We start from the raw sequence: 25900 nt of genomic DNA on the forward strand, positions 1-25900 counted from the left end.
AGACAGTTCGGTCTCTATCTATTGCGGGCGTTGAATTTTGCGTGGAGTTGAATCTAGTACGAGAGGACCGAGTTGAACAAACCTCTGGTGTATCAGTTGTGCCGCCAGGTTCACCGCTGAGTAGCTAAGTTTGGAAGAGATAAGCACTGAAAGCATATAAGTGCGAAACTCGCCACAAGATAAGAATTCGTTAAAGGGTCGTGGGAGAACACCACGTTGATAGGCTACAGGTGTAAAGACAGTGATGTCATAGCCGAGTAGTACTAATTACCCGGAGATTTCGTCCAAAATAATAATAAAATAGGTAAATATTGGCCGTAAGAGTTTAATAAAATTTTATATAAAATCCCATTAAGATATTTAGGGTGGTTATAGCGGTAGGGCTCACCTGTTCCCATTTCGAACACAGAAGTTAAGCCTACTTGCGCTGATGGTACTGCAAACGCGGGAGAGTAGGTAGCCGCCGGTTTTTTAAAAAGAGAGCCTTGTATAATTATATACAAGGCTTTTTTTATGAATAAAAAATACAAAATCTACCCAAAATCATTCCATCATAATCCCCCCTCTTACTCCTATTTATTTAACATATATTAAAATCTTAAGCCTATTGTTTTTTTTAATTTTTACTATTTTTTACACTTATTTAGTTATTGAATGCTTATAAATATAGTACATTTCAATCTGAATTAGATAATATTAATAAAAATCAACATATTTATGTTAATTAATTATATTTAATAATATAATTAATTAGTTTTATACAAATTTCAAATATTTGCTAATAATAATTATTTTATTAGTAAGCTTGAAATTTTCAATTATGGAATAAATTTGATAAACTTTTTAATAATAAATTATTTTATTTTTAAGATTATTGTATAGATTTCTATTTGATTTTAGGATTTTTTAGTATTTTTGATTTTATTAAATCAATTACCATCTTGTTATTAATTGATTTTCAACTAATTATACTTTAAAATAAATAATACTACGATTTTTAGTAAAGAATATGAATAACAATATCCAAAAAAATATAGAACTCACTCTTGATGAAATTCATAATTTTCGCGGTAAATATCCAAAACAATTAATATATCTATTTTTAATAGAGATGTGGGAACGTTTCTGTTTTTATGGAATGAGAGGAGTTCTAACTATTTTTATGGTAGGGCAATTAGGAGTTACCGATAAAGAATCTAATTTAAAATATGGCGCAATTCAAGCATTTATTTATGCATTTACTTTTATAGGAGGAATACTTGCCGACAAAATATTAGGATTTAGAAAGTCACTTTTTATAGGAGGCATTACTATGGTTTTGGGTAATTTAATTATAGCCTATTCTCCTCACGATTTTTTTTATTTTGGAATAACGCTTTCAATAATAGGTACAGGATTTTTTAAACCTAATATATCCACTATGGTTGGAGAATTATATAGTGAAAAAGATCCGCGAAGAGATGCCGGCTTCGGACTCTTCTATTCAGGAATAAATTTAGGTGCTTTATTTGGAGGCATATTATGTGTATATTTAGGAAAATATCATTCTTGGAATTTATGCTTTTTAGCTGCGGCTATAGTCATGTTAATAGGAATTATAATCTTTTTAATCACAAAAAAATATTTAGGGCCAATAGGAGATTCTCCACTACGTAATATGAAAGCTTCATCAAGAAGACTACGTGAAATAGTTGTATATGTGGGAGTACTATTATGTTTACCAATTATTTATGCCATGATACATAATACAAGATACACAGATTACTTTATGTATACAATCGGTCCATTGGCAATATTATTATTCGTAATTGAATTAATAAAAATTAAAAGTATCCAAATTCGAAAAAAACTGATGGCTGCAATGATTTTAATTGTATTTTCAGTGTTGTTTTTTGCATTTTTTGAACAGAGTGGAGGAGCATTAGCAATTTTTGCTGAAAGTAATCTAAGTCATAAGTTACTATTTTTTACTATTGATCCGAATATAGTTAACAATAGTTCAAATGCATTATTCGTAATAGTTCTTAGTCCTTTATTTGGTTTATTATGGTTATGGTTAGCTAAGTTTAAACTGGAACCAAATACAGTAATAAAATTCGGACTTGGATTTTTATTTCTTTCAGCATCATTTTATGTTTTATATAGTACAAGATATTTTGCTGATAATAATGGAATAGCCTCTTTAAACATTTTTACAATAGCATATTTAGTGATGACATTTGCAGAACTTTGCTTATCACCAGTAGGATTGTCCATTGTAACGAAATTATCACCTAAAAATTTATCAGGGATGATGATGGGATTATGGTTTTTAGCTAGTTCGTATGCTCAATATGTGGCAGGATTATTAGGAGCGGGAATGTCATCATCCTATGAAAACGCTTCTTTAACTGATAAACTATATTCGTATACATCAGGATTTGAACAATTAGCAAATTACGCATTAATCGCAGGATTAATTATAATCTTATTCTCACCTCTTATTCGAAAATTAATGCAAGGAATTAAATAATAAAGAAAGTAAAAACTAAGAATAATTATTATGACAGAAACTCAAGTCAAGAAAGGACATCCTAAAGGATTATACTTACTGTTTTTAACAGAAATGTGGGAACGTTTTTCCTATTATGGGATGCGGGGAATATTAATGCTTTATCTTACCAAATCTTATTTAGAAGGAGGGCTAGGTATTGATGCTGAAACAGCTAGTTTAATCTATGGTTACTTTACGGGGTTTGTATACTTTACGCCGTTGATAGGCGGATGGTTGGCAGATAGATATTTAGGTCAACGACATTCCATAACAATTGGAGGAATTATAATGATGTTCGGACAACTTGCCTTGTTTTCATTGAATACCCATATCGGTCTATGTGTAGGACTATTTCTATTGATAATAGGAAATGGCTTTTTTAAGCCTAATATTTCAACATTAGTGGGAGGATTATATTCAGATGGAGATCCAAAAAGAGATTCGGCATTCTCCATTTTTTATATGGGAATCAATCTCGGCGCTTTGATTGCACCCATAATTATAGGAATATTAACCGATGATATTTTTTCGACTAAAGATGCTGCTGGAAAAATTATTTCCTATGGATATAAATATGGATTCCTGGCAGCAGCAGCAGGGATGTTCTTAGGGCAGATCAGTTATAATATGTTAGCAAAAAAATATTTAGGAGATTTAGGTTTGAAACCGCAAGGTAAAATAGATAAAAACGATATGAAAAATGAAACAAATACTAATGCTCCATTAACAAAAAATGAGAAACAAAGAGTTACGGTAATATTTATCTATTTCTTTTTTGCCATTTTCTTTTTCGCAGGCTTTGAACAGGCAGGTTCATCATTAACATTGTACACAGATAAATTTATCGATAGGAATGTAAATTTACCTTCAATTGGAGGATATGTCATTCCCACCTCATTATTTCAATCGATAAATCCATTTTTTATAGTATTGTTGGCACCGATTTTTGCGTATTTCTGGAATACAAAGCTAGGACAAAAACTAACAACTCCTTTGAAAATGGGATTAGGTATGGTAATTTTAGGAGTTGGTTTTTTCTTTATGTTGGGAGCTGTAGCTGAAAGAGGTGGCGATATATCAGATGTTACTATTAAAGCCAGTATTTGGTGGGTAATTTTAACCTATTTAGTTCACACGATAGGAGAATTATGCTTATCGCCTGTAGGATTATCTGTAGTAACCAAGTTAGCTCCACCTAAATTAGCATCTCTTCTTATGGGGGTATGGCTTATGGCATCTTTTTTTGCAAATATTTTAGGTGGATATTTAGCTTTTATAATTCAAACACTCGGAGCAGGAAAAATATTTTTATACATTTCTATATTTGTAATTATTTGTGGAATACTAATGATTGCACTTAATAAAGTATTAGTTAGAATGATGCAAGGTGTAAGATAAATACTGAATAATTATATACAAGATATTTTAAAGCATATTCTTTTTGTGAAAAAATTAAAGAATATGCTTTAATTATTTATCATTAAGGAACTTTACATGAAATTAAGTATAAATAAAAACAAAGTCTAAAAATAGGCTTTCTCTTTTTTAAAAATTTATTTTTTTAATGTAATCTTAATGAACTATGGCTACTATATTTAAATACAATCAAATCATTCTATAAAATTCATATAATTAGCTAACCCAAAAGAGAGTGTAATAATTACAAGAATTTATGAATAATTAATACTAATATATAAATCATAAGTTAAGAAAAATGAGCACACCCATACAAACCTTCCAATTTCCCGGATTACAGACTGAGCAAATTCTCCATATAAAAAGAGAAGATATGATACATCCTGTTATTTCGGGTAATAAATTCTGGAAATTAAAATATAATCTTATAAAGGCTAAAGATTTAGGGAAACAAATATTGGTAACCTTTGGAGGGGCTATGTCTAATCATATCGTAGCCTGTGCTGCTGCCGCTCAAGCTAACGGTTTTCAATCAATAGGAATAATTAGAGGTGAGGAAATCGTTGAAAAATGGAAGGAAAATATAACTTTAACCGAAGCATCGGAATATGGAATGAAATTTTTTTTTGTACCCAGGCAAGAATATAGATTAAAAGAAAAGTCAAAGTATATACAAAATATACTTGATAAAATACCTAATTATTATTTAGTACCCGAAGGAGGAACCAATACCTTAGCAGTGAAAGGAGCCTCCGAAATATTATCGGAAGAAACTTACAACTATGATATCATTACTTCAGCAATGGGCACTGGCGGAACCTTAGCAGGATTATCGGTAGGTGCAAAAGCATACCAGTTAGTGATAGGTTTCCCAGTTTTGAAAAATGCTCATTTTTTAGTTAAAGAATTATTAAAATATACTCATAAAAAAAATTTTATAGTAAATTTGGAGTATCACTTCGGAGGATACGCTAAAATTACGACAGAATTAATTGATTTTATTAACGAATTTTATTATCTCAATAATATACCTCTTGATCCAGTTTACACAGGAAAAATGATGTTTGGACTCAGAGATATGATAAAAAAAGGACAAATAGATAAAGATAAAAAAATTTTAGCGGTACATACAGGAGGTTTACAGGGCATTAAAGAAATGAATAAGTACTTAAGTAAGAAAAGCAAACCTATTATTGTAACATGAAAAAATTAGGCATATTTCTATTATCGATAGTTTTAGGAAGTTTCATACAAGCACAAAATACTCTCAAAAAAGATGATTTATATATACAAGACTATGCTAAAATAGCTGTGGAAGAAATGGAAATGTATCAAATTCCTGCTAGTATTACCTTGGCGCAAGGTATCTTAGAGACAGGAAATGGACAAAGTATATTAGCGAAAGAAGGCAATAATCATTTTGGGATAAAGTGTAAAAATGATTGGACGGGGGGAAGAATGTATCATGATGACGATGCCAAAGGAGAATGTTTTAGAAAATATAACTCAGCAAAAGAATCCTATAGAGATCATTCTTTATTTTTAGCTGAAAGGCCTTACTATAAAAAATTATTTCAATTAGATAGGAAGGATTACAAAGCGTGGGCGCATGGATTAAAAAAAGCAGGGTATGCTACAAACCCTAAATATGCCTATATGTTGATTGATCTAATAGAGAGATATAAATTGTATCTGTTCGATTCATTAACTTCTGATGAAGTGGATGTAAAACTTGCAGAGTTGTATCCCGGTTCGTATAAATCCAATATTTCAGATGAACAGCCTATCTTAGTAGCTGATATTAATACTAAGGATCGTGAAATCAAAGATAAAAAGAATCAAAGTTCTATAAAGAATCCAGCTAAGAAGAAAATTGAAAATGTAAAGAAAATAGTTGTAACAAAGGTTAATAATTTTCAATTTCCCAGTTCGAGAATCAAAATTCATCCTAATGGACATGTAAAATATATTGTATTTAAAGATGGAGATACCTTGGAAGACATATCAAAAGCGTATCATATTTCTCTAAATCAATTAAAAGCATACAATGATTTGGTTTTTCAGGATAATATTGAGGTCAATCAAAAAATATTTTTAGAACCAAAAAAGAAAAAAGGACTAAGCAAGGAACATGTGGTAAAAGAAGGAGAAAGGATGTATCATATAGCCCAGGAAAATGGAATTTCTTTAATCCAATTATATAAAATAAATTTAATGTTTCCAGGCGATGAACCCAAAAAAGGAGATAGAATTTTGTTAAAAGGAAGAAAAAGTTAAATAATAAAATTTTAGATGATATTTAAAAGAAGCAGAGCTTTATTTGAAGAGGCCCGTAAATATATACCTGGAGGAGTAAATTCACCTGTTAGAGCATTTAAATCAGTAGGAGGAACTCCGATTTTTATAAAATCAGCGAAGGGAGCTTATCTTACCGATGAAGATGGAAATAAATATATAGATTATATCAATTCATGGGGGCCTATGATTCTTGGGCATAATCATACAGAAGTGGTAGAGGCAGTCAGAAAACAAATGCAAAATGGATTTTCTTTTGGAACTCCTACAGAATTGGAAACTGAAATTGCAAAATTAATTACCTCCTTTGTTCCAAATATTGACAAAATTAGAATGGTGAATTCAGGTACAGAAGCCTGTATGTCGGCAATTCGGTTAGCAAGAGGGTATACCTCTAGAAATAAGATTATTAAGTTTGAAGGATGCTATCATGGACATTCAGATTCTTTTCTTATAAAGGCAGGAAGTGGTGCGGCAACATTTGGAAATCCTAATAGTCCCGGAGTAACAAATGGCACAGCAAAGGATACTTTATTGGCGAGATATAATGACATTGACTCGGTGCAATCACTTTTTGAAAATAATAAAAATGAAATAGCGGCAGTTATTTTAGAGCCAATAGCAGGAAATATGGGATGCGTTCCCCCGAAAAAAGATTTTCTTAAACAATTAAAACTTCTATGTAAAGACAATCAATCATTACTCATTTTTGACGAAGTTATGACCGGTTTTCGCGCAAAATTAGGCGGTGCGCAAGATTTTTTTAATGTACAAGCAGATATAGTAACCTATGGCAAAATAATAGGAGGAGGCATGCCTGTAGGGGCATTTGCTGCAAGAAAGGAAATTATGGATTTTTTATCTCCTGAAGGAAAAGTCTACCAAGCAGGTACATTATCCGGGAATCCGATTGCCATGTGTGCAGGGTATACGACTTTATCCATTCTTAAAAGCGATTTGGATATTTATGATCGAATTACCCAAACCACAAAAATATTATCTACGGAATTAAAGGCTATTTTTGAAAGTGCAGGAATTCAAATATGTATTAATCAATGTACTTCCATGTTGACCCTATTTTTTGGAATTTCTGAAGTTTCAAATTTTGATGATGCTTCCAAAGCCGATCATGATATGTTTAATAAATATTTTCATTTTTTACTTGAAAACGGCATTTATTTACCTCCTTCCGGTTATGAAACATGGTTTATATCCGATTGCATAAAAGAAGATGAGATTGATAAAACACTTACTATCAGTAAAAAGTTCATTTCATCAATTTAAAAATATTATAAAATTTAGAAGATACCGTGGCAGTTTTACTTATATTTTCTTCCAAATTTAGTTTGCTTTGAAAAAGAAGTATTGAATTAGAAATCAAAACTATCTATAAGTTCCAGTTCAGTTTTAAAAGATAATATTTTTGTTCCAAATGTATTAACAAGTAATTGAGAAAATTTATCGGAATAATTTCTGTAATAATCTTCTAAATCATTTTTACTTTTGGCATAATATTGTAGAGAATAGGTACATCCCGATTCATCGGAATGAGATGTTACTTTTGAAAATATGATTTTTGTAAATTTTTGTGTTTTTTTCATTTCCGGAATTAGGATATTTTTAACCCAAAGTAACCAATCTTTTTCCGAAGGATATTCCACGTGAAAGCTCTCTGAATATATAATCATTTTTTATAAGTAAGTGTTATTAATTATTTGCAAAATCCATAGTGTAGCCGAACATGCCCTTTTCTTTAATCATATCTGCAACTTCTTTAGGCATTTTATTTTCCCATCCCGATTTTCCTGAAGCTATTTGAGAAAGAATTTGTTTGCCATATATTTTAAGATAAGAGTCATTGTAATCGTTAATATCTACAATTCTTTTATTTTTCTTAAAATATTTGTATAAATCTTTTAAAGATTCATTTACTTTTAAATTATCAGAATTAAGAAGCTCTCCTGTTTCCTGATTAATATAAGGATAAAGATAAATTCTCATCTGTTGTTTAAATAACTTACCAAAGGCTTCCATAATTCCACCACTAAGTCCAGTATAGTAACTTTCCTCAAAAATATCTAATAAATTATTTACTCCCATCGTAATGCCAATTCGTTCAGAGGTAAATCTGCTAAAATAATCCACTAATCTATAATATTCGGAAAAATTAGAAATTAAAACGGTATATCCCAACTTTCCCAAGACATCGGCACGATCTAAAAAATCTTGCTCATTAATTTCCCCGGAAGAAAGTAAATTAGATAAGGTTATTTCAAACAAAACCTTAGTATTTTGATGGTCAACATTTTTTTCTTTCATAAACATTTTAAGTCCCTGATAACACATGTCTATGTTTACATGGGTAACTGGGCGAAAACTTCCTCTTAACGCAAGAATGTTTTTGTTATATAACTCATCCGCCGGGAGTACATTTTTACCATTAGGTCTAAAAACAGCGGCATCAGACATTCCGTTTTTAACTAATTGTAAACTCAATAAACGATTATCTACAGAATGATATCTCGGTCCGCTAAAATTAATCATATCGATCTCTATTTTATCGATACTTAATTCATCATATAGAGAATTAATAATTTTTTTTGGATTATCACTGTAGAAAAAAGCGCCGTAAATTAAATTTACTCCTAATATTCCTAAGGTTTCTTGTTGTAATTTCGCCTCATTTTCATGGAAACGTACATGCAAAATAATTTCATTATAAGCTTCCGATTCCTGTAACTGAAATCGAATGCCTACCCACCCGTGTCCTTTGAAAGTTTTATTAAAGTTGATAGTGGTTACCGTATTGGCATAAGTGAAAAATATTCTGCCAGAGTTATTATTTCTATCAATTCGATCTTCAATAAGCTTAATTTCATGGTCTAGCATTTTTAGTAACCTAGCCTGAGAAACATATCTATTATCAGGTTCTTTTCCATAAATAGAGTCGCTGACTTCCTTATCGTAAGCGGATATTGCTTTCGCTATGGTCTTAGAGGCAGCTCCGGCTCTAAAAAAGTAACGTACGGTTTCCTGACCCGCACCAATTTCTGAAAAAGTTCCATAAATATTCTTGTTTAAATTAATCTGAAGAGCTTTTTGTCTAGGCGTAAGTACTTGTTTATGAGAGAGCATTGTTTAAACTTTTGTTCGTAAATTTACAAAAATTATGGTACTACAAAAAAGTAATATAACATTCTTAGGAACTGGTACTTCTCAAGGAATTCCGGTTATTGGCTCAAACGATCCAGTCTGTAAATCTATGGACACTAAAGATAAAAGATTACGAACCTCTGCATTAATTCATTATAAAGGGGTGGATATTTTAATAGATTGCGGTCCTGATTTTCGACAGCAAATGTTAAGAGAAAACAAATCTAATGTAGATGTAGTATTAATTACTCATGAACATACGGATCATACTGGCGGATTAGATGATTTACGACCTATAAATTTTCTAAAAGGGCAAGATATTCCTATATATGGAAAAGAAAGAGTATTGGAAGATATAAAAAGAAGATATGCCTATGCCTTTGCAGAAGAAAAATATCCGGGAGCTCCGGGGTTTGAATTACATTCTGTACAGGGTATTATAACCTTACCTAATGTTTCCATACTTCCTATAAATGTATTGCACGGTAAATTACCTATTTTAGGTTTTAAGATTGGCGGATTGTCTTATATTACTGATGCATCCTATGTTTCTGAAGAGGAAATCGAAAAAATAAAACATACGGATATTTTGGTCATTAATGCCTTGAGAAAAGATGCTCACGCTTCACATTTTAACTTGACTCAAGCCTTAGAGTTTATTGATAAGGTTAAGCCCCAAAAGGCGTATTTAACACATATCAGTTATCAATTGGGATTTCATGAAGAAATAGAAAAAATGCTGCCTCCTAATGTTTTTCCGGCTTACGATGGATTAAAAGTTGAGTTCTGAGGATAGACCAATCTTATTTTGGTTATAAACAAAAATATCTAAAGATTATTTAGCATTATTTAGATATAGTTTAATTTGAGAATTAAATTATAAGTATATCTTCCAATTTTGTACTTTTGTAAAACTTTCAATTATATTATTACTAAATAAATGAACAACAGATCAGTATATGTGGCGGCTACTTGTCCTTACAGTGGGAAATCTTTGATTAGCCTGGGGATATTGCAAATGGTCATGAGGAGAACACCTAATATAGGTTATTTTCGTCCTATTATCGATGATTTGGATGATGGGATAAAAGATAACCATATTGAAACTATGATTTCTTTTTTTAATTTGAATCAAAGTTATGAAGATGCCTACGCTTTTACTAAAAGCGAAATTATTGACCTTCAAAATAGTGGGAGATTAAATGATGCTTATGATAGTATAATACAAAAGTATAAGGCTTTAGAAGATAAATTTGATTTCGTTTTGATTGATGGAACTGATTTATCAGCCGGAAGTACTTCTTTAGAGTATGATTTAAATGTAATTATAGCTAAATCTTTAAATATACCAGTAGTCTTGGTTGTTAAGGATTCCTTTAAAAACTCTCATGATTTAGCTAAAAATATTAGTCTTGAATTAAATAATTTTTTAAAGAAAGATAATAAGGTTATTGCAGTAATTGTTAATAAATGTGATAAGAATATAGAGGAGGTAATTACCAAAAGCAAGAAAAGAATTGGGGATTCTGTATTGTTATCAATAATTCCTAACGACAAACCTTTGAGCTTCCCGACTCTTAAAGAAGTAGCAGATGTTTTAGGAGCTAAAGTGCTACATGGAAGTGAAAATCTTAATAGATCAATTAATAAATTTATGATAGGAGGTATGCTCTTATCACAATTTATAAACTATGTAGATGATGATTGTGTAGTAATCCTTCCAGGTGACAGATCTGATTTAATCATAGGAACATTACTTTCCAACTTATCTAATTTCAAAAGGATATCTGGGATAATATTAACGGCAGGGATCAGTCCTGACGCATCAATAATGAAAATGGTTGATGGTTCCAGTGTAAATATGCCTATCTTACTTGTAGATATTGGCACATTCGAGGCAGCTACCGCTATAGATAATATTAAATCAACCATATATCCGGAGAATAGCGCTAAAATAAAACGTAATATTGATCTTTTCGAACAATATGTAGATGTACCGGAGCTTGATAAACGAATATCTTCCTTTAAAATTGAAGGAATTACTCCAAGAATGTTCCAGTATAATTTATTGAAAGAAGCTAAAGCAGCTCATAAACATATAGTATTACCGGAAGGTGGAGATGAAAGAATTATACGAGCAGCCTCTATGTTGGCGGATGATGAAATAGTAAAAATTACTATTTTAGGAAAGCAGGAAGAAATTATACAAAAGGTAAATCAGCTTGGACTGAATTGGAATACAGATCTTATTTCCGTATTAGATAATACGGATAATGATAAACTCAATGATTATGTAGAAACCTTGTATGAGATAAGGAAAGATAAAGGTATGGAGCTTGCTCAGGCAAGAGACTTAATGCTCGATGCTTCTTATTTTGGAACGATGATGGTTTACAAAGGAGATGCAGATGGAATGGTTTCCGGAGCTCAGAATACAACTGCTCATACTATACTTCCAGCTCTACAATTTGTTAAAACAAAGCCGGGTATTAAAACTGTTTCTTCTGTATTTTTTATGCTCTTACAGGACAGGGTATTAGTATATGGAGATTGTGCGATTGTTCCTAATCCGACCTATGAACAATTGGCTGATATAGCTATATCTGCTGCAGGTACGGCTAAAAATTTTGGAATTGAACCGAAAATTGCCATGCTTTCTTATTCTTCAGGATATTCAGGAGCTGGAGTAGATGTTGATAAGGTTAGAAAGGCAACTGAGCTGGTAAAATCTTTACGTCCGGATTTGTTAATAGAAGGTCCTATACAATACGATGCAGCTGTGGTTCCAAGCGTCGGAAGCAGTAAAATGCCAGGTTCTTTAGTAGCAGGTAAAGCAAATGTTCTGATATTTCCGGATTTAAATACAGGAAATAATACTTACAAAGCTGTACAGAGAGAATCAGGCGGCTTGGCTTTAGGTCCTGTATTACAAGGCTTGAAAAAACCGATAAATGACCTAAGTAGAGGAGCAACCATTGAAGATATATATAATACTGTGGTAATTACTGCTATTCAAGCTGCAAATAATAACTAAAATTATAATATAAATAACATAGACAAACTCTATTAACAGTTACTGTTGATAGAGTTTTTTATTGCTAAACATTAGATTGTATTGTTGAAATTTTTCTAGATTGTAAGATCAAATGAATAAAAAGTTAATCGATAAATTTTAAATAAATATTGCTTATCCATTGTTACTGAAATAGGTATAGGTAAGATGAATAATAAAGATGGTCATAATTATACCGCATACAATAATATTAACACCCATACTTAAAAAATAACCTAATAAAGCACCTACAGAAGCTTTTAAAGCACCTTTTTTATCCATAAAATCATGCATCAATTCTCCAAATAAGGCTCCTAAAAAAGGACCGTATAAAAAACCGGAAGGAAGAAAAAAACCTGCAAATATTCCTAGGGAAGCACCAATTATACCATATTTAGATCCTCCAAATTTTTTGGCTGTAAGAATAGGTATAAAATAGTTTACGACAAATGCTAATAGAGTTAAAGTTGCACAAAAAGCTACCCACCACCAACTTAACGAGTCTCCAAGTGGAGATAGTTTATAAATTAATAAACCTATAAATGCAATGGGAGTTCCCGGCAATGCAGGTAAGACGGAACCTATCATACCAATAATTATAAGTATAAATATTAAAACTATCCAAATTAAATCAGGCATAAAATGTGATATATTAAATATAACCATAAAGATAGTTAATAAATAACAAACATTATACTTTATCCATAATAAAATGATATAATAGTAATGAATTAATGACTGAGATAAATATATTAAGACTTAAAAATGAAAATTCAATAATTGATAAATTAGATAGTTATATATCAAAAAATTTACCTGATGATATAGTATTAATATCACAAATTACAAGTAAAATTTTGATCGTATTAATTATATTTCTGATTTTAGATTTTTTCCAGCGAAAAGTCTTATTGAAAATCGCTTTAAAAATAGTTCCTAAAACAAAAAATATCTTGATGAATACATTTATAAAAAAAAATGTATTTACAAGCTTTTTTCGATTATTTCCTTTAGGAATATGCTATCTTTTAGTCCCCTTAATATTTTATTCTCATCCACAAAGTTTTCATATTCTTAATTTAATATTCAGTATATTTTTAATCGTATTTATTGCAAAATTTTTTATTAGTATTATTGATTCTTATAATGATGTGGAAAACAGGGATAAAAGCTATAGGACCATTGCTTTAAATACTTTTTTGGAGTTTCTTAAAATTATAATTGTATTATTATCAAGTTTTATTGTTATATCCATCGTATTTGATCTATCAAGCTCAAATTTTTTTACTTTTTTAGGGGCTATAATGGCTGTAATAATTTTGGTATTTAGAGATCCTGTATTAGGATTTGTGGCCGGAATAAATATTGCAAACTCCAAACAATTAAAATCAGGAGATGAAATTTATATATCTAAATATAATTTAGAAGGAATAATATTAGAAATAAATTTGGTAACAACTAAGATTCAAAATAAAGATAAGACTATATCTACCATACCAACTTATGACTTAATATCGACAGAAGTTATAAATTACGAACCTATGAAATTTTCTCATTCTAGAAGGATAAAAAGGTCGATAATTATTGATAGTCAATCTGTCCTATTTTTAGAAAAAAAAGAGCTTGATGAGATGAAAATTAATGAAGAATTGCATCAGTACTTTACTTCTCAAAAAACTGAAAATGATTTGATACAAACAAATTTGGGGTTATTTAGGAATTATATTAGATGGAATCTTCAAAATCATTTACTAATATCTAAGAAAGATACCCTAATGGTTAGATTGTTAGATCCTACCATTTATGGAATACCTATAGAAGTATATTGTTTTACCAATACTTCGGATTTACTTGAATTTGAAGATATACAAGCAGAAATTTTTGAGCATATAATCTCAATATCAACTTTATTCGGACTTAAAACCGTAGCGGGCGTAACCTCTTAACTTTTGGAGATGTATTTTTCAAGTTCCTTAATGCCTTTTTTAGTAGCAATAGACCGTATTAATAATTCAATGAAATATTTCTTTACAGGAATCTCACTTAAATTTACTTCTGTAAAGCTATTCTCCATTATGATCATTTTTTCAATTAGATAAAAATATTCAATGGTTAATTTTTTATTCATTTTAGCGCGGTATATACCTTCCTCAATTCCTAAAATTATATTATTTTTGATGAAAGCTTTTATGGAGTTATTATACAAAGAAAACATTTCCGAATAGATGTCAGGATAAAAGTTTTTAAGTTGAAATAAAGTTTGGTTTTCTCTGAAAAAAATAGAAGAAGTACTATTTTCAAGAATAAGAAATTTCTGGTGGATAATATTAGGATAATCCTTTATTTTATTTTCCATTTCCTGAATATAAGAAGTCAAACATTTGTTAAAGGTGTTTTTTATTAAATCTTCTTTACTGGAAAAATGCTCGTATAAAGTTTTTTTTGACATGCATAAACCTTTACTGATCATATCCATGGTAACCATTTTGACGCCGATTTGTGTAAATAATTCTATCGATTTGCTAATAATTTGATCTTTGATTATATCCATAATGAATTGCTACATAAACAAATATAATAAAAATAGAGTAAAATATTTATTATTTTACTCTATTAATTCATGCCAATTCAATAATTATAAATCATTTATTGTTTATCATCTTAAAATGTAGATAAAAAAGGATAATTCAACATTTGACCATACAATTTGTTAGATTATTTAATTATTTATGCTTTAGAAATTATAGGTAACGCCAAAATTCCAAGTTCTACCATTTCCGAAATAAACCTGATTGGCCGTATCAATTCCTTTAAACTTGACATTATCAGCGCCCTTATCTCCTGATTTCAAATTGGTCTTAGAATAGGTCATAAAAACATCATTTAATACATTGTTGACATTAGCCCTAAAACGTAGTGAGGAATTATCTAAATAAATAGTATAAGAAGCACCTACATCTAAAGTGAAATAGTCAGGAAGCTCTATTAAATCGATTTTAGTGTTACCAGCAACTCTAGTAATGTCAAAATCGGAGTATAATTTTTCATACCTATTTAAATCTGCATCAAAGGAAAAATTTTTAAAAGCTTTACATACTAATCCTACTCCATAACTAAATTGAGGAGCATTTGAAGTTTTTACTCCATCCAATAAAATATCTTGTTCGCTTATAATATTTGATAAATTATTGGAATCATAGGTGGTTGAATGTGCATTACCGTTATACTTCCAGCTTCCTAAAGATAAATGTCCTTTGATATTTAATTTTTTTAATGGTTTGGCAAGCAATTCAACTTCAATTCCCTGATGGAGTTCATCAATTCCGGATCTGTTTTCAATTTGATTAATACTTTCATTGGAAATTGTTTCTACTCTATTATTCCAACTGGTTCGATATATATTGATACTTACATCCAAGAATCTATAATGAAGTTCATAGCCAATCTCTAGCCCTATAATTTCCTCATTGTCTGCCAACGGATTTACATCATTTTTCCAATTGAGAAATAAATTGTTTTGGAACGGTTGTCTGGAATAATATCCGGCATTTGCAAAAATATTATGATTCTTGTTAATTTTAAAATTAGCTCCTCCTTTGATGTTATACCCCGTATTATTTAACGTTTTAGATTTCTGATTGGTTGGAGTATAGTTAAACCGGTCTTTTCTTGAATTATATTGTTCGGAAATAACCCCCTGTATAAATGCACTCATAAATTTATTTACATACTCAAATTGACCGAAAGCTCCAATATATTGTATGGTTTCATCATAATCAAAACCTAGTTTTTGCCCCTTACTAACATTTCTGAATAATGAGCTCCAAGGATTTATGTTATAATTTTTAGTAACTGTGTTCATTCCGTTTACGTTAGTTGAAATATTATCGGAAACCCCAGATAGTCCCATAAAATTCATGGCTTGTTGAAAGTGAGTTCCGGTATAAGCTCTCCCGTCAATTCCAACATTAAACTCGAAATGTTTTTTGAATTTGTGATTGAAATTGGAAACTAATCCGTACCATTGATGGTCATTAACAGATGATCTCATAATATAATTATCTTTACCTGTTCCTATTCCGTCTGTATTATGAGTTAAATTGTAATCAAAGATAGCATCCCAATTAATTGTTCCATTTTGTTGATTTCTACTTCCGGGTATGGCATTCGCACTCTGAGGAGTTGAAATATTTTGTGTTTCAATATATTTAGATCCGAATCCTCCAGTACCGCCTCCTCTACCCAAGGAGCCATAAATTACAGTAGATAAGGTACTACGTTCATTGATTTTCCAATCCCAGTTTAAATTGGCAACCGATTTGTGATAATAGTTGGATCTTAATAAAAGTTCTTTACCATGAAACCAACCTTGGTTTACATTGTATTTATAGCCATATCTTTTATAATCGGATATTTTTGTATAGTATTTATGATCATGGTTTTGAGGCGCTCCGAAAATTATAAAATTAAAATTATGTTTTTGGTTAGGTTGAAAACCAATGGACAAAAAATAATTTTGTCCGGATCCTTTTGTTCCTCTACTATATCCATCACCTCTCCAGGTAGAGGTTGCAAACGATACTCCCCATTTTCCTTGTAAGCCACTATTATATTCATAGGTAGTTCTCCAAAATCCATCATTTCCTGTTACAAATCTAGCAGTAGAACTTGCTTTTTTTTCTGTGGCTTTTGTAATAATATTTATCGTTCCGCCTACGGAAGATACAGCAAGTTTAGAAGAACCAAGCCCTCTTTGTACCTGAACAGTATTCGCAATATCTATCAATCCTGTCCAATTGGTCCAATACACTGTACCATCTTCCATTCCATTGACGGGTTGCCCGTTGACTAATACGGCAGTATTGGATTGATCAAAACCTCTAGTTACCATCTTAGCATCTCCATAACCGGTAGCATCATTTACATAAATAGAGGGGGTATTTTTCATAATCGCAGGAAATTCCTGGTTTCCTCCCTTATCCCTGATTTCTTGTTTTTTAATTATAGATACGGCAATAGGGGTTTCCCTTTCTTTAGCAACGTCGATAACTCCTTTCCCTATAATCAGAACGTCATCAATTACCTTTTCAGAAATTGTGGAAGAATCAGGAGGAATGTTTTGGGAAAAAAACATAGATGTAGGTGCCATAATGCTTAGAAAACAAAATAGCTCTGATGCTTTGTACTTTAGCTTCATAAAATAAATAATAATTTAATTAGTTTGTTTTGTATTCTTTTACAGTATAAATATAATAGTATTAAATAAAATAGTAAAATATATAATGATAAAATAAATGGTTATTTTATAAATTTTATAAAATTTTTTCAACTAATTTAGTATTTTAGCTAAATAATTTTTTATGGATCTTTCAAGAAATCCTTATGTATTCTATTTTTTTTCATTAGTAATAGGGGTTTTTATTTGCGAAAAAATTTCTATTTCAATCTTATACTTATGTTTTTTACAAGGAGCATTATTGTTCTTTTTAGCATATATGACCAGTAAAATTAATTATAGAAAAATATTTTCACTTCTTATTTTGGGTTCTTGGTGTTTGATTGGTATAGTAGTAGGAAAATTAAATAACGATATTGCAAATGATCATTATATAAAATATAAAGAAAAAGGACATGTCCAATACATAACAGTAATTATAAAAGAACAAAATAATTCTAATAAACAATATCGAAAATATACTGCTGAAGTAAAAACTATTTCATATAAAAATCAACGAAATCATACTTCAGGAGCTATTATGCTTTTAGTTGATAAAGAAAAATTTAATTCGGTTTTTACTCTTGGAAATGAATACGTGTTAAAGGTTACATTAAGTGATCCTATAACACTTATGAATCCACACCAGTTTAATTATGCTCAATATTTAAAAAGAAACTATATTTTACAAATAGCTAAAGTAGATAAAATAATTTCAGAATCAGCCCATTATTCTCTTGTATACATGATTAAAAATTTCAATCAAAATTTAATCACTAAGATTGAAAGCTCATCGTTGAGTGAAGACTCAAAAGAATTTTTGAAGGCATATTTATTAGGAGATCGATCGGAAATGAAAAAAGAATCTATAGATGCTTATTCAAAATCAGGAATCATGCATTTAATTGCAATATCAGGGATGCATATAGCCTTTATATTTGGGATCATTTTTTCTCTATTAAGCTGGGTGCTAAAAAGCGGGAATAGAAAAATTATAATTTTAACTTCGTTAAGCTTTGTATGGTTTTTCGGATGCTTAGTGGGATTATCTTCTTCTGTATTTCGTTCCTGCTTGATGATCACTATCTATTACCTTTTCGAGCTGTTAAAACGTACTAGTAATATTTATCATAGTATGGCCTTATCTGCGATCATTATACTTTTATGTGATCCTAATGAAATATATTCGGTCGGATTTCAATTAAGCTATATTGCAGTATTTTTCATATCATGGTTATCACCATCTATATATAAATATATGAAGGTAAAGAATAAAAGAGTTAACGAATGGATTTTAAATCCTTTAGCAGTAACTATAGCTGCGCAAATAGGGACTTTGCCATTTGTTCTTTTTTATTTCCATCAATTTTCATTGTTATCAATTCCAATTAATATACTCATTATTCCTTATACATTTGTTATAACATATTCTTCATTAGGTGAAATTTTTTTGGTTTTTTTACCTCTAGAATATCAGACCTATCCAACATTTATCTATGATTTTTTAGTTAAAATTCTCGTAGATGCAACCTATTATATTTCTTCAATGGAGAAGTTAATGTTTAAAAATATTTCATTAAACTTAATGGAATTACTATTTTTAACATCAGCTTTAATTTTTTTAAAAAATTACCTTTACCAGCTAAAAATAAAAACTATATTTCCTTTTTTTATCTGTGTTATATGTTTTCAATTGAGTATCTTGTATAATGATTTTAAATTATCATCTAAAAAAAGTTTTATTGTCTTCAATCATTCAAATACTTTACTAGGATTTAGAAATGGAAAAAAGCTATTAATAATAGGAAGCTCATCTGAAAATTGGGAAAAGGTAAAGCGGAATATCATAGATCCATATACTATCGGGGAAAGAATAAGTTCTGTTCAATATAAAACTTTACAAATGAATACAGTTTATAAATGGGAAAGAAAAAAAATTCTTGTTCTAAATAAACCGGGTAAAAATAATATGGATTCCGCTAATTACATAATTACCGACAAACTGTCGATCGTTAAAGAACTGAAGAATCCATGTACTATTATATTTACGGGTAATAAAATCCAATACGCAGATGGTCAAAACTATAAAAGCCCTTCAAATCATTGGATTACCTCAAGAAATGGAGCGTTTATATGTTCTCTTTAGTTATATTTTTGATCTAATTCGGATTTTACATTTTTTACCATTTTCAAAAATTCATCCGGTTGAATAAATCCTTTAAAAACATAGACAGATTCACCTTCTTTATTAATTAAAACCATGGAAGGATATATTAAATGACCTCCTAATATGTAATAAGCCCATGATTGTATGCCTATTTGGCCATTGCTAACATATTCAAAAACATGACCTTTAAAAGTAATGGATCCTTTAGATTCTGCATTAAATTTCACCGGAATAAAATTTTCATTAATATAAGTAGCAACCTCCTGATTTTGGAAGGTATATTTGTCTAAAAGTTTACATGGACCGCACCAATCTGCATAAATATCAACGAATAATAACCTTTCGTCACCATACATTTGTAAGCTATCGGCCTCTTGTATATTTTTCCACTGAATTAATTTATTATCTTGGGCAGATATATTTAAAAATAGTAGGAAAAATAACAGTATTATCGAATATTTCATAATAAAACTTTGCTACAAAAATATATATTAAATCAGAATTGATCAACTAAAATAAATTTTTTTTATCTAAGATTATTACTTAAAACTTTAGACTTATACCGGTTAAAAAATTAAAACCAGCTTGAGGATAATAATAAGGGGTATTATCGTTATAATATCCGTTATTTTCATATTTACAATTAAAAATATTATTTAAGGCAAGTTTAAAATTAAGGTATTTCATGGATAATAATGAGGGCGAAAATTCGAATGTCATATCTGAAACAAAGTATCCCTCTAATTTACCGTTTTTAGGCTTTTCATTTGTTAAATATTGACTGCTTACATATTGATTTATCCATTTACAATTCAGTTTTTTTATAGGTTTCCATTCTGCAATAAGATTACCGATATAGCTGGGAGAAAAAGCAATAGGCGTATTTCCAAGCTTTTCGATATATGAAGAAGTTTCTTTTTTAAAGTTTATATTTTTATTGATACTTATTGTTGAATTTGCAGATAATGATACCTTTTTAGTTAATTGATAAGAAGATGAAAGCTCGATGCCGGTTCGGTAACTTTTACCACTATTTTCTCGAATAAAACTTCCCACGTCATTAATTTTTCCGCTTAATACTAATTGATTAATATAATACATTCCATACCAATTTACCGAATATGAAAATTTATGCAAATTTTGTTGAACACCCAACTCAACATTGTGCATTAATTCTGCTTTGACATTTGATTTTTCTAATATATCATTTCTGCTAGGTTCTCTTTGAGTTAATCCATATGTGACATATATCGTCCCCTTTTCAATTTTGTAAGAAGTACCAATTTTCGGATTTATAAAATTGTAATTTTTATTAAATTTGATTGTGCCACCATTTTTAAATATACTTTCCCCCCCCGGCACATCATGACCTTTATAATAAATGGAACGGCACTGTATATCGGCAAATAATTCTAAATTTTGAGTAAGGTCATATATAGCTTTAAAAAAGCCCGAAACTTCATTTTTAATAGCTTTATTTCTATAATACTCATGATCAATATGTTCATTTGAGAAATATTTACCCCAAATAACATTTCCATAATGATATCCTTCATAACTATTTGCGCTTATACCAACTTCTAAATTCCATTTGTTGATATTCCCCGACAAACGATTTACTATACCGTAAAAATTATTATCTAACCATTGCCTTCTAATTAAATCTGATTTCGATATGGTTTCATTCCCTATAATTATATCTTTAAGTTTATAATTGGATAATTTGGAATTTTGTTTATATTCTTCGTAATATCCTTTACCATGAGTATAAAAAAATGTTGAATTAATAGTCCAAATAGGGGTTAATTTTTGTTTTATATAAAAATGATAATGATTTTGATTATAATTGTCCGTTTCATTGTTATAATAACGAACTATATTTTCGTCACTATCATAAATAGCTCCACAAGAATTAAACGTTCTTCTTTTTTTCATCATTTGGGCATCAATACCATTCCAAGATTGATACGTTTTCTCTTTACCCCCGAAGGTCATAAATCCGACAGTAGTATTGTTTTTCTCATATAAACCATGGACATAATAAGAAAATAGATCGGAAAAAGCTCTGTCAATATATCCATCCGATTTAATAAAAGAAATTTTAGCATCAATTTTTAGCGCTTCATTAAAAAGATTTCCTGTTCCTAGTCCAAAAGTATGTTTATGTGTTTTAAAAGAACCAAGAGATTGATCAGTTTGAAAATAGGGTTTGCTGGAAGGTGCTTGAGTTCTTGCGTTTATACTTGCACCGAAAGAACCCGCACCCTCAGTTGAGGTTCCAACTCCACGTTGTATGGTAAGATTGGATAAACTAGAGGCAATATCCGGCATATTAATCCAAAAAGGACCTTGAGACTCAGCGTTATTTATAGGTACACCATTTAGAGTTACATTAATTCGAGTTTGATCACTACCTCGAATTCTTAAACTAGTATAACCAACACCGGCTCCAGCATCTGAAGTTGAAACTATTGAAAGATTATTTTTTAATAAATAGGGGATGTCTTGTCCCAGATTTTTTTCTTGCAATTGTTTTGCAGTAACTCGTTCTTTACTTATAGGGGCTTTTCCGGAAACAATAATTTCTTGTATCTGAATAATTGAATCTTTTTTTTTCTGCGCATGAAGATTAACACTTAAAAGAACAATAATAAAATAAAACCAATCCCTTTTTTTCATAATTATTTAATACCAGGGATAGTTTAAATTGAACTAAAATAAATAAGATTTCAAAATACTTGAAATCTTCATCTAAGATTTCCCTTGACAACATTACTTGTCCAGGTTCTTAGGGTATAATCTCAGCCGTTTTAAACAGCACCCCTTTAATGTTTATAAATTTATTTTATACGGAAGCTTTAGCTATTTTGTCATTATTTTGAGCTTCCTCATCTGAATCTGAATTTAAAATTCTTTTACCGGTTCTGAATTTTGAGTTCCAATAAGCTTTATCAAGAGAAGAAATAGTAACGCCTTTTGATGAAGAGGCATGAATAAAAAATATTTCTCCAGAAGGGCTTACACTTTCTACAATTCCAACATGAGAAATCCTGCTTTTAGGAGTGTGTGCAAAGAAAATTAAATCTCCTTTTTTCAAATTATGTTTGGAAACATATGTTCCCTTATGTGATTGCTCGATTGATGTCCGAGGTAAAGAAATATTTAATGCGGCAAATACATGCTGAACAAAAGAGGAACAATCTATTCCACGTCTTGTTGTGCCTCCATATTTATAGGGAGTTCCTAAATAAGTTCTAGCTTCGCTCAATAAATTATATGCAGTTTTAGAAAAATTTTTTTCGGCATAAATATTGCTGTCTTCATCAAAAACTACATCTTTTTTTGTGTTGGTAGTAGTAGAATGATATTCATTACTAACTAAAACTGGATCTGAAATTTTAACATTTTTTGGATGATACGACACCAACATTTCGTTGGTAGTTGGATATTTATAAGTATCATTGCTGGCTACATAGTTAGACACACAAGAAGTAGTAGTTATTGAAAGGACATTAATAACAAAAAGTATTTTTATTATAGACTTCATAAATTCAAAATAGACTTCATAAATTCAAAGATGATACAAAAATTTTTTTGGTTATCAAAAATAATAATCATATGTATATATATATGATCACTTTAACTTTTTTTACAAATATTTAACATTTTATTTTAAAATGTTAAATAAAAGTTAAATTTATAATTAGAATAAAAAACAGATAGTTGAACATCAACTATCTGTTTTATTTATGTAGAATACGTTTATATTTTAATAAGTTACGAACTAAATATCATCAAATTCAACATTTGTATAATTTGAGATATTTGTAGGATTTGCTCCGTCTTTATTTTCTTCAGATTGCAAATGGAAATCGTCTCTATGTCTTTCAGATATAACTTTTTCTCCGGTTTCTTTAATGATGAAAGCGGTAGTTTCTTCAAAGATGTCTTTAAAATTTTTAAAATCTTCTTTATATAAGTAAATTTTAAATTTTTTGAAACCTAAAGCACCCTCTTCAGAAATGTTCTTTTTACTCTCAGTAATTGTTAAATAATAATCACCTGCTTTAGTCTCTCTTACATCGAAAAAATAAGTTCTTTTTCCTGCTCTTAATACTTTAGAGAAAATTTCGTTTTCTTTCTTCTCTACATTTTCAAAATCATTCATCATATATGTGTTTTGTTTTTTATTGCCTTAAATTATATCTTTTAAGGGATAATAAAATATTACTTTTTTTGTTTAAACAGAGCAAAAATATAAAAAATACTCTTAAAATAGCAATTGTTTTTACGATAGTTTTTGCGTAATTTGTTTTTTATACAATTCAGAATAAAAACCTTGTTTTGAAATAAGATCGGAATGAGTTCCTATCTCAATAATTTTACCTTGATCTAATACGATAACCCTGCTCGAATTTTTAGCTGAAGAAACTCTATGCGTAATTATCAGAGTAGTTTTAATGTCTATATCGTTTTCTATGTTGGATAATATTTTTTCTTCAGTTTCTGTATCAACCGCAGATAAACTGTCGTCAAACAAAAAAATAACAGGTTCTTTTATAAGAGCTCTGGAAATGGAAATGCGTTGTTTTTGACCTCCAGATAGAGTTACACCTCTTTCTCCTACTTCAGTTTGATATTTATCTTTAAATTCTATAATATTAGAATGAATTTCAGCTTTTTTAGCAAATTTTATAACATCTTCCATCTTGGCATTTTCCACTCCATAAGAAATGTTACTGAAAATTGTATCTGAAAATAAAAAACTTTCTTGAGGTACATATCCGATTTTATCTCTAATTAAACTTAAATTATGATCCGAAAGTGGTTTATCGTCAACAAAAATTTTACCAGAATCAGGCTCAATGAGTCGTTCTAATAATAAGGCAATAGTAGATTTTCCAGAACCGGTTTTCCCCATGAATACAATTGTTTCTCCGGGCAGTATTTCAAAAGAAATATTATTTAGTGCTTTAATTCCAGTATTGGGATATGTATAAGAAACATTTTCAAATCTAATTTTTCCTTTTATAGGATAAATGTTTGAATTTGTATTTTTTATTTCCTCTTTAACATTGAGAAAATCGTTTATTCTTTCCATAGAAGCTTCTGCTCTACGTGTCATTGATATTACCCATCCGAGTGCGGTAAACGGCCATATTAATACATTAAGGTAAAGGAAAAAATCAGTAATCGTTCCCACACTAATTTTACCGTTTATATATCGTTCGCCTCCAATATAAAGTATAAATAAATTGCTCAATCCTATCAGAAGAATCATTAATGGAGAAAAAAAAGCTTCTGTTGAAGAAAGAGACAATGATTCTTCTCTATATTGATTAGACTTAGTTACATATTTAGAAATAATATAGTCTTCTTTGGTAAAGGATTTTATAACTCTTATACCTGAAAAAGAATCTTGTACAAAAGATGATAGTTCAGACTGTTTAGTCTGTACAATTTTAGTTTTCTTATTGATAATCGTACTTTGGTTGTAAATAATGTAAGATAAGAAAGGTAAAGGAATAATAGCATAAAAGGTCATTACGGGATCAGACTCCAACATACATGCGATAATAATTATAAGCATTATTGATAAGTTAGCGCTATACATAATTCCGGGTCCTAAATATTGTCGAACATTTACAACATCTTCACTAATACGATTCATAAGATCACCTATTTTAGATTTCTTATAAAAGGTAAAAGAAAGGGTTTGATAATGTTTATATATATTATTTTTAAGCTCGAATTCAATCCTCCTGGAAGCAACAATAATGGTTTGCCTCATATAAAACTTCATGATACCGGAAATAATAGGAGCTAGAACAATAATTCCACCATACAAAAGAAGTTTTTTAAATAATTGGTTTTTATCCTGAACTTCTGTGCTCGTTAGAGATTGGGCTATAATGTTGACAGCCTTTCCAATAAATTTTATAGGAAAGATCGTTAAGATGTTAGATAAAATTATGAAAATAACTCCATATAAGAGTAATTTTTTATGTTTATAAAAATAAGGATTTAAAGTTTTTAAGGCACTCATGAAAGCAAAGTTACAAAACTTGT

The 25900-nt window shown here is 29.7% G+C and carries 19 protein-coding genes and 2 rRNA genes; 11 read left to right on the forward strand and 10 right to left on the reverse strand.

Going from position 1 to position 25900, the window contains the following annotated elements; all coding sequences use genetic code 11:
• The 7 genes from M3Z80_RS01525 to hemL all read left to right on the forward strand — a co-directional run.
• Nucleotides 1–287, forward strand: a 23S ribosomal RNA gene (locus M3Z80_RS01525); the annotation flags it as partial.
• A 74-nt stretch (nt 288–361) separates the two neighbouring features.
• Nucleotides 362–469, forward strand: a 5S ribosomal RNA gene (gene rrf / locus M3Z80_RS01530).
• Nucleotides 470–1009: 540 nt separating this feature from the next.
• The gene (locus M3Z80_RS01535) at nt 1010–2512 is read left to right on the forward strand and encodes a peptide MFS transporter (RefSeq protein ID WP_293916875.1); all 1503 of its coding nucleotides are present in this window, start codon (nt 1010–1012) and stop codon (nt 2510–2512) included.
• A 30-nt stretch (nt 2513–2542) separates the two neighbouring features.
• The gene (locus M3Z80_RS01540; RefSeq protein WP_293916877.1) at nt 2543–3931 is read left to right on the forward strand and encodes a peptide MFS transporter; all 1389 of its coding nucleotides are present in this window, start codon (nt 2543–2545) and stop codon (nt 3929–3931) included.
• Between the two features lie 316 nt (nt 3932–4247).
• Complete coding sequence (locus M3Z80_RS01545; protein ID WP_293916879.1) at nt 4248–5153, forward strand: 1-aminocyclopropane-1-carboxylate deaminase/D-cysteine desulfhydrase; 906 nt, start codon at nt 4248–4250, stop codon at nt 5151–5153.
• Nucleotides 5150–6226, forward strand: coding sequence for a glucosaminidase domain-containing protein (locus M3Z80_RS01550; protein ID WP_293916881.1), 1077 nt, complete (start codon nt 5150–5152; stop codon nt 6224–6226). The genes M3Z80_RS01545 and M3Z80_RS01550 overlap by 4 nt, the downstream gene beginning before the upstream one ends.
• A gap of 15 nt (nt 6227–6241) precedes the next feature.
• A complete protein-coding gene (hemL, locus tag M3Z80_RS01555; RefSeq protein WP_293916882.1) occupies nt 6242–7528 on the forward strand; it encodes a glutamate-1-semialdehyde 2,1-aminomutase in 1287 nt (428 codons plus the stop codon).
• Nucleotides 7529–7614: 86 nt separating this feature from the next.
• Here the strand turns inward: hemL and M3Z80_RS01560 are convergent, their stop codons facing one another.
• Nucleotides 7615–7932, reverse strand: a complete 318-nt coding sequence (locus tag M3Z80_RS01560) for a DUF4286 family protein (protein ID WP_293916884.1) — start codon at nt 7930–7932, stop codon at nt 7615–7617.
• A 19-nt stretch (nt 7933–7951) separates the two neighbouring features.
• A complete protein-coding gene (locus M3Z80_RS01565) occupies nt 7952–9379 on the reverse strand; it encodes a TonB-dependent receptor (RefSeq protein ID WP_293916887.1) in 1428 nt (475 codons plus the stop codon).
• Between the two features lie 34 nt (nt 9380–9413).
• On the opposite strand from M3Z80_RS01565, the gene M3Z80_RS01570 reads away from it, so the two are divergent.
• Together M3Z80_RS01570 and pta are read left to right on the forward strand one after the other, a co-directional pair.
• Nucleotides 9414–10187 (forward strand): MBL fold metallo-hydrolase, encoded by a 774-nt coding sequence (locus M3Z80_RS01570; protein WP_293916889.1) that lies wholly within the window; start codon nt 9414–9416, stop codon nt 10185–10187.
• 150 nt (nt 10188–10337) lie between these two features.
• Nucleotides 10338–12431, forward strand: a complete 2094-nt coding sequence (gene pta, locus M3Z80_RS01575; RefSeq protein ID WP_293916891.1) for a phosphate acetyltransferase — start codon at nt 10338–10340, stop codon at nt 12429–12431.
• 153 nt (nt 12432–12584) lie between these two features.
• Here pta and M3Z80_RS01580 read toward each other — a convergent pair whose 3' ends face one another.
• Nucleotides 12585–13088, reverse strand: coding sequence for a DUF456 domain-containing protein (locus M3Z80_RS01580; RefSeq protein WP_293916893.1), 504 nt, complete (start codon nt 13086–13088; stop codon nt 12585–12587).
• 95 nt (nt 13089–13183) lie between these two features.
• Between M3Z80_RS01580 and M3Z80_RS01585 the strand changes: the two genes are divergently transcribed.
• Nucleotides 13184–14395, forward strand: a complete 1212-nt coding sequence (locus tag M3Z80_RS01585; protein ID WP_293916896.1) for a mechanosensitive ion channel family protein — start codon at nt 13184–13186, stop codon at nt 14393–14395.
• Here M3Z80_RS01585 and M3Z80_RS01590 read toward each other — a convergent pair.
• Together M3Z80_RS01590 and M3Z80_RS01595 are read right to left on the reverse strand one after the other, a co-directional pair.
• Entirely contained in the window at nt 14392–15000 is a 609-nt protein-coding gene (locus M3Z80_RS01590; RefSeq protein ID WP_293916898.1) for a TetR/AcrR family transcriptional regulator, read from the reverse strand. The genes M3Z80_RS01585 and M3Z80_RS01590 overlap by 4 nt on opposite strands.
• Before the next feature lie 183 nt (nt 15001–15183).
• Nucleotides 15184–17598 carry a TonB-dependent receptor gene (locus M3Z80_RS01595; RefSeq protein WP_293916901.1) on the reverse strand — a complete coding sequence of 805 codons (2415 nt, stop codon included), beginning with the start codon at nt 17596–17598 and terminating at the stop codon, nt 15184–15186.
• Nucleotides 17599–17809: 211 nt separating this feature from the next.
• On the opposite strand from M3Z80_RS01595, the gene M3Z80_RS01600 reads away from it, so the two are divergent.
• Nucleotides 17810–19810 carry a ComEC/Rec2 family competence protein gene (locus M3Z80_RS01600; protein WP_293916904.1) on the forward strand — a complete coding sequence of 667 codons (2001 nt, stop codon included), beginning with the start codon at nt 17810–17812 and terminating at the stop codon, nt 19808–19810.
• On the opposite strand, the gene M3Z80_RS01605 is transcribed toward M3Z80_RS01600, so the two are convergent.
• The 5 genes from M3Z80_RS01605 to M3Z80_RS01625 all read right to left on the reverse strand — a co-directional run bounded on the left by M3Z80_RS01605 (nt 19807) and on the right by M3Z80_RS01625 (nt 25877).
• Nucleotides 19807–20295, reverse strand: a complete 489-nt coding sequence (locus M3Z80_RS01605; protein ID WP_293916906.1) for a thioredoxin family protein — start codon at nt 20293–20295, stop codon at nt 19807–19809. The two genes, M3Z80_RS01600 and M3Z80_RS01605, sit on opposite strands and share 4 nt — an antisense overlap.
• A gap of 79 nt (nt 20296–20374) precedes the next feature.
• Nucleotides 20375–22510: a TonB-dependent receptor gene (locus M3Z80_RS01610; RefSeq protein WP_293916908.1), complete on the reverse strand. Its 2136-nt coding sequence runs from the start codon at nt 22508–22510 to the stop codon at nt 20375–20377.
• Nucleotides 22511–22676: 166 nt separating this feature from the next.
• Complete coding sequence (locus tag M3Z80_RS01615) at nt 22677–23378, reverse strand: C40 family peptidase (RefSeq protein ID WP_293916910.1); 702 nt, start codon at nt 23376–23378, stop codon at nt 22677–22679.
• Between the two features lie 237 nt (nt 23379–23615).
• On the reverse strand, nt 23616–23999 hold the full coding sequence (locus tag M3Z80_RS01620; RefSeq protein ID WP_293916912.1) for a DUF3276 family protein: 384 nt from the start codon (nt 23997–23999) through the stop codon (nt 23616–23618).
• A 120-nt stretch (nt 24000–24119) separates the two neighbouring features.
• Nucleotides 24120–25877, reverse strand: a complete 1758-nt coding sequence (locus tag M3Z80_RS01625) for an ABC transporter ATP-binding protein (protein ID WP_293916914.1) — start codon at nt 25875–25877, stop codon at nt 24120–24122.
• Nucleotides 25878–25900: the final 23 nt, after the last annotated feature.

Origin of the sequence: Apibacter sp. (assembly GCF_025291155.1) — a bacterium.
Classification (GTDB): domain Bacteria; phylum Bacteroidota; class Bacteroidia; order Flavobacteriales; family Weeksellaceae; genus Apibacter.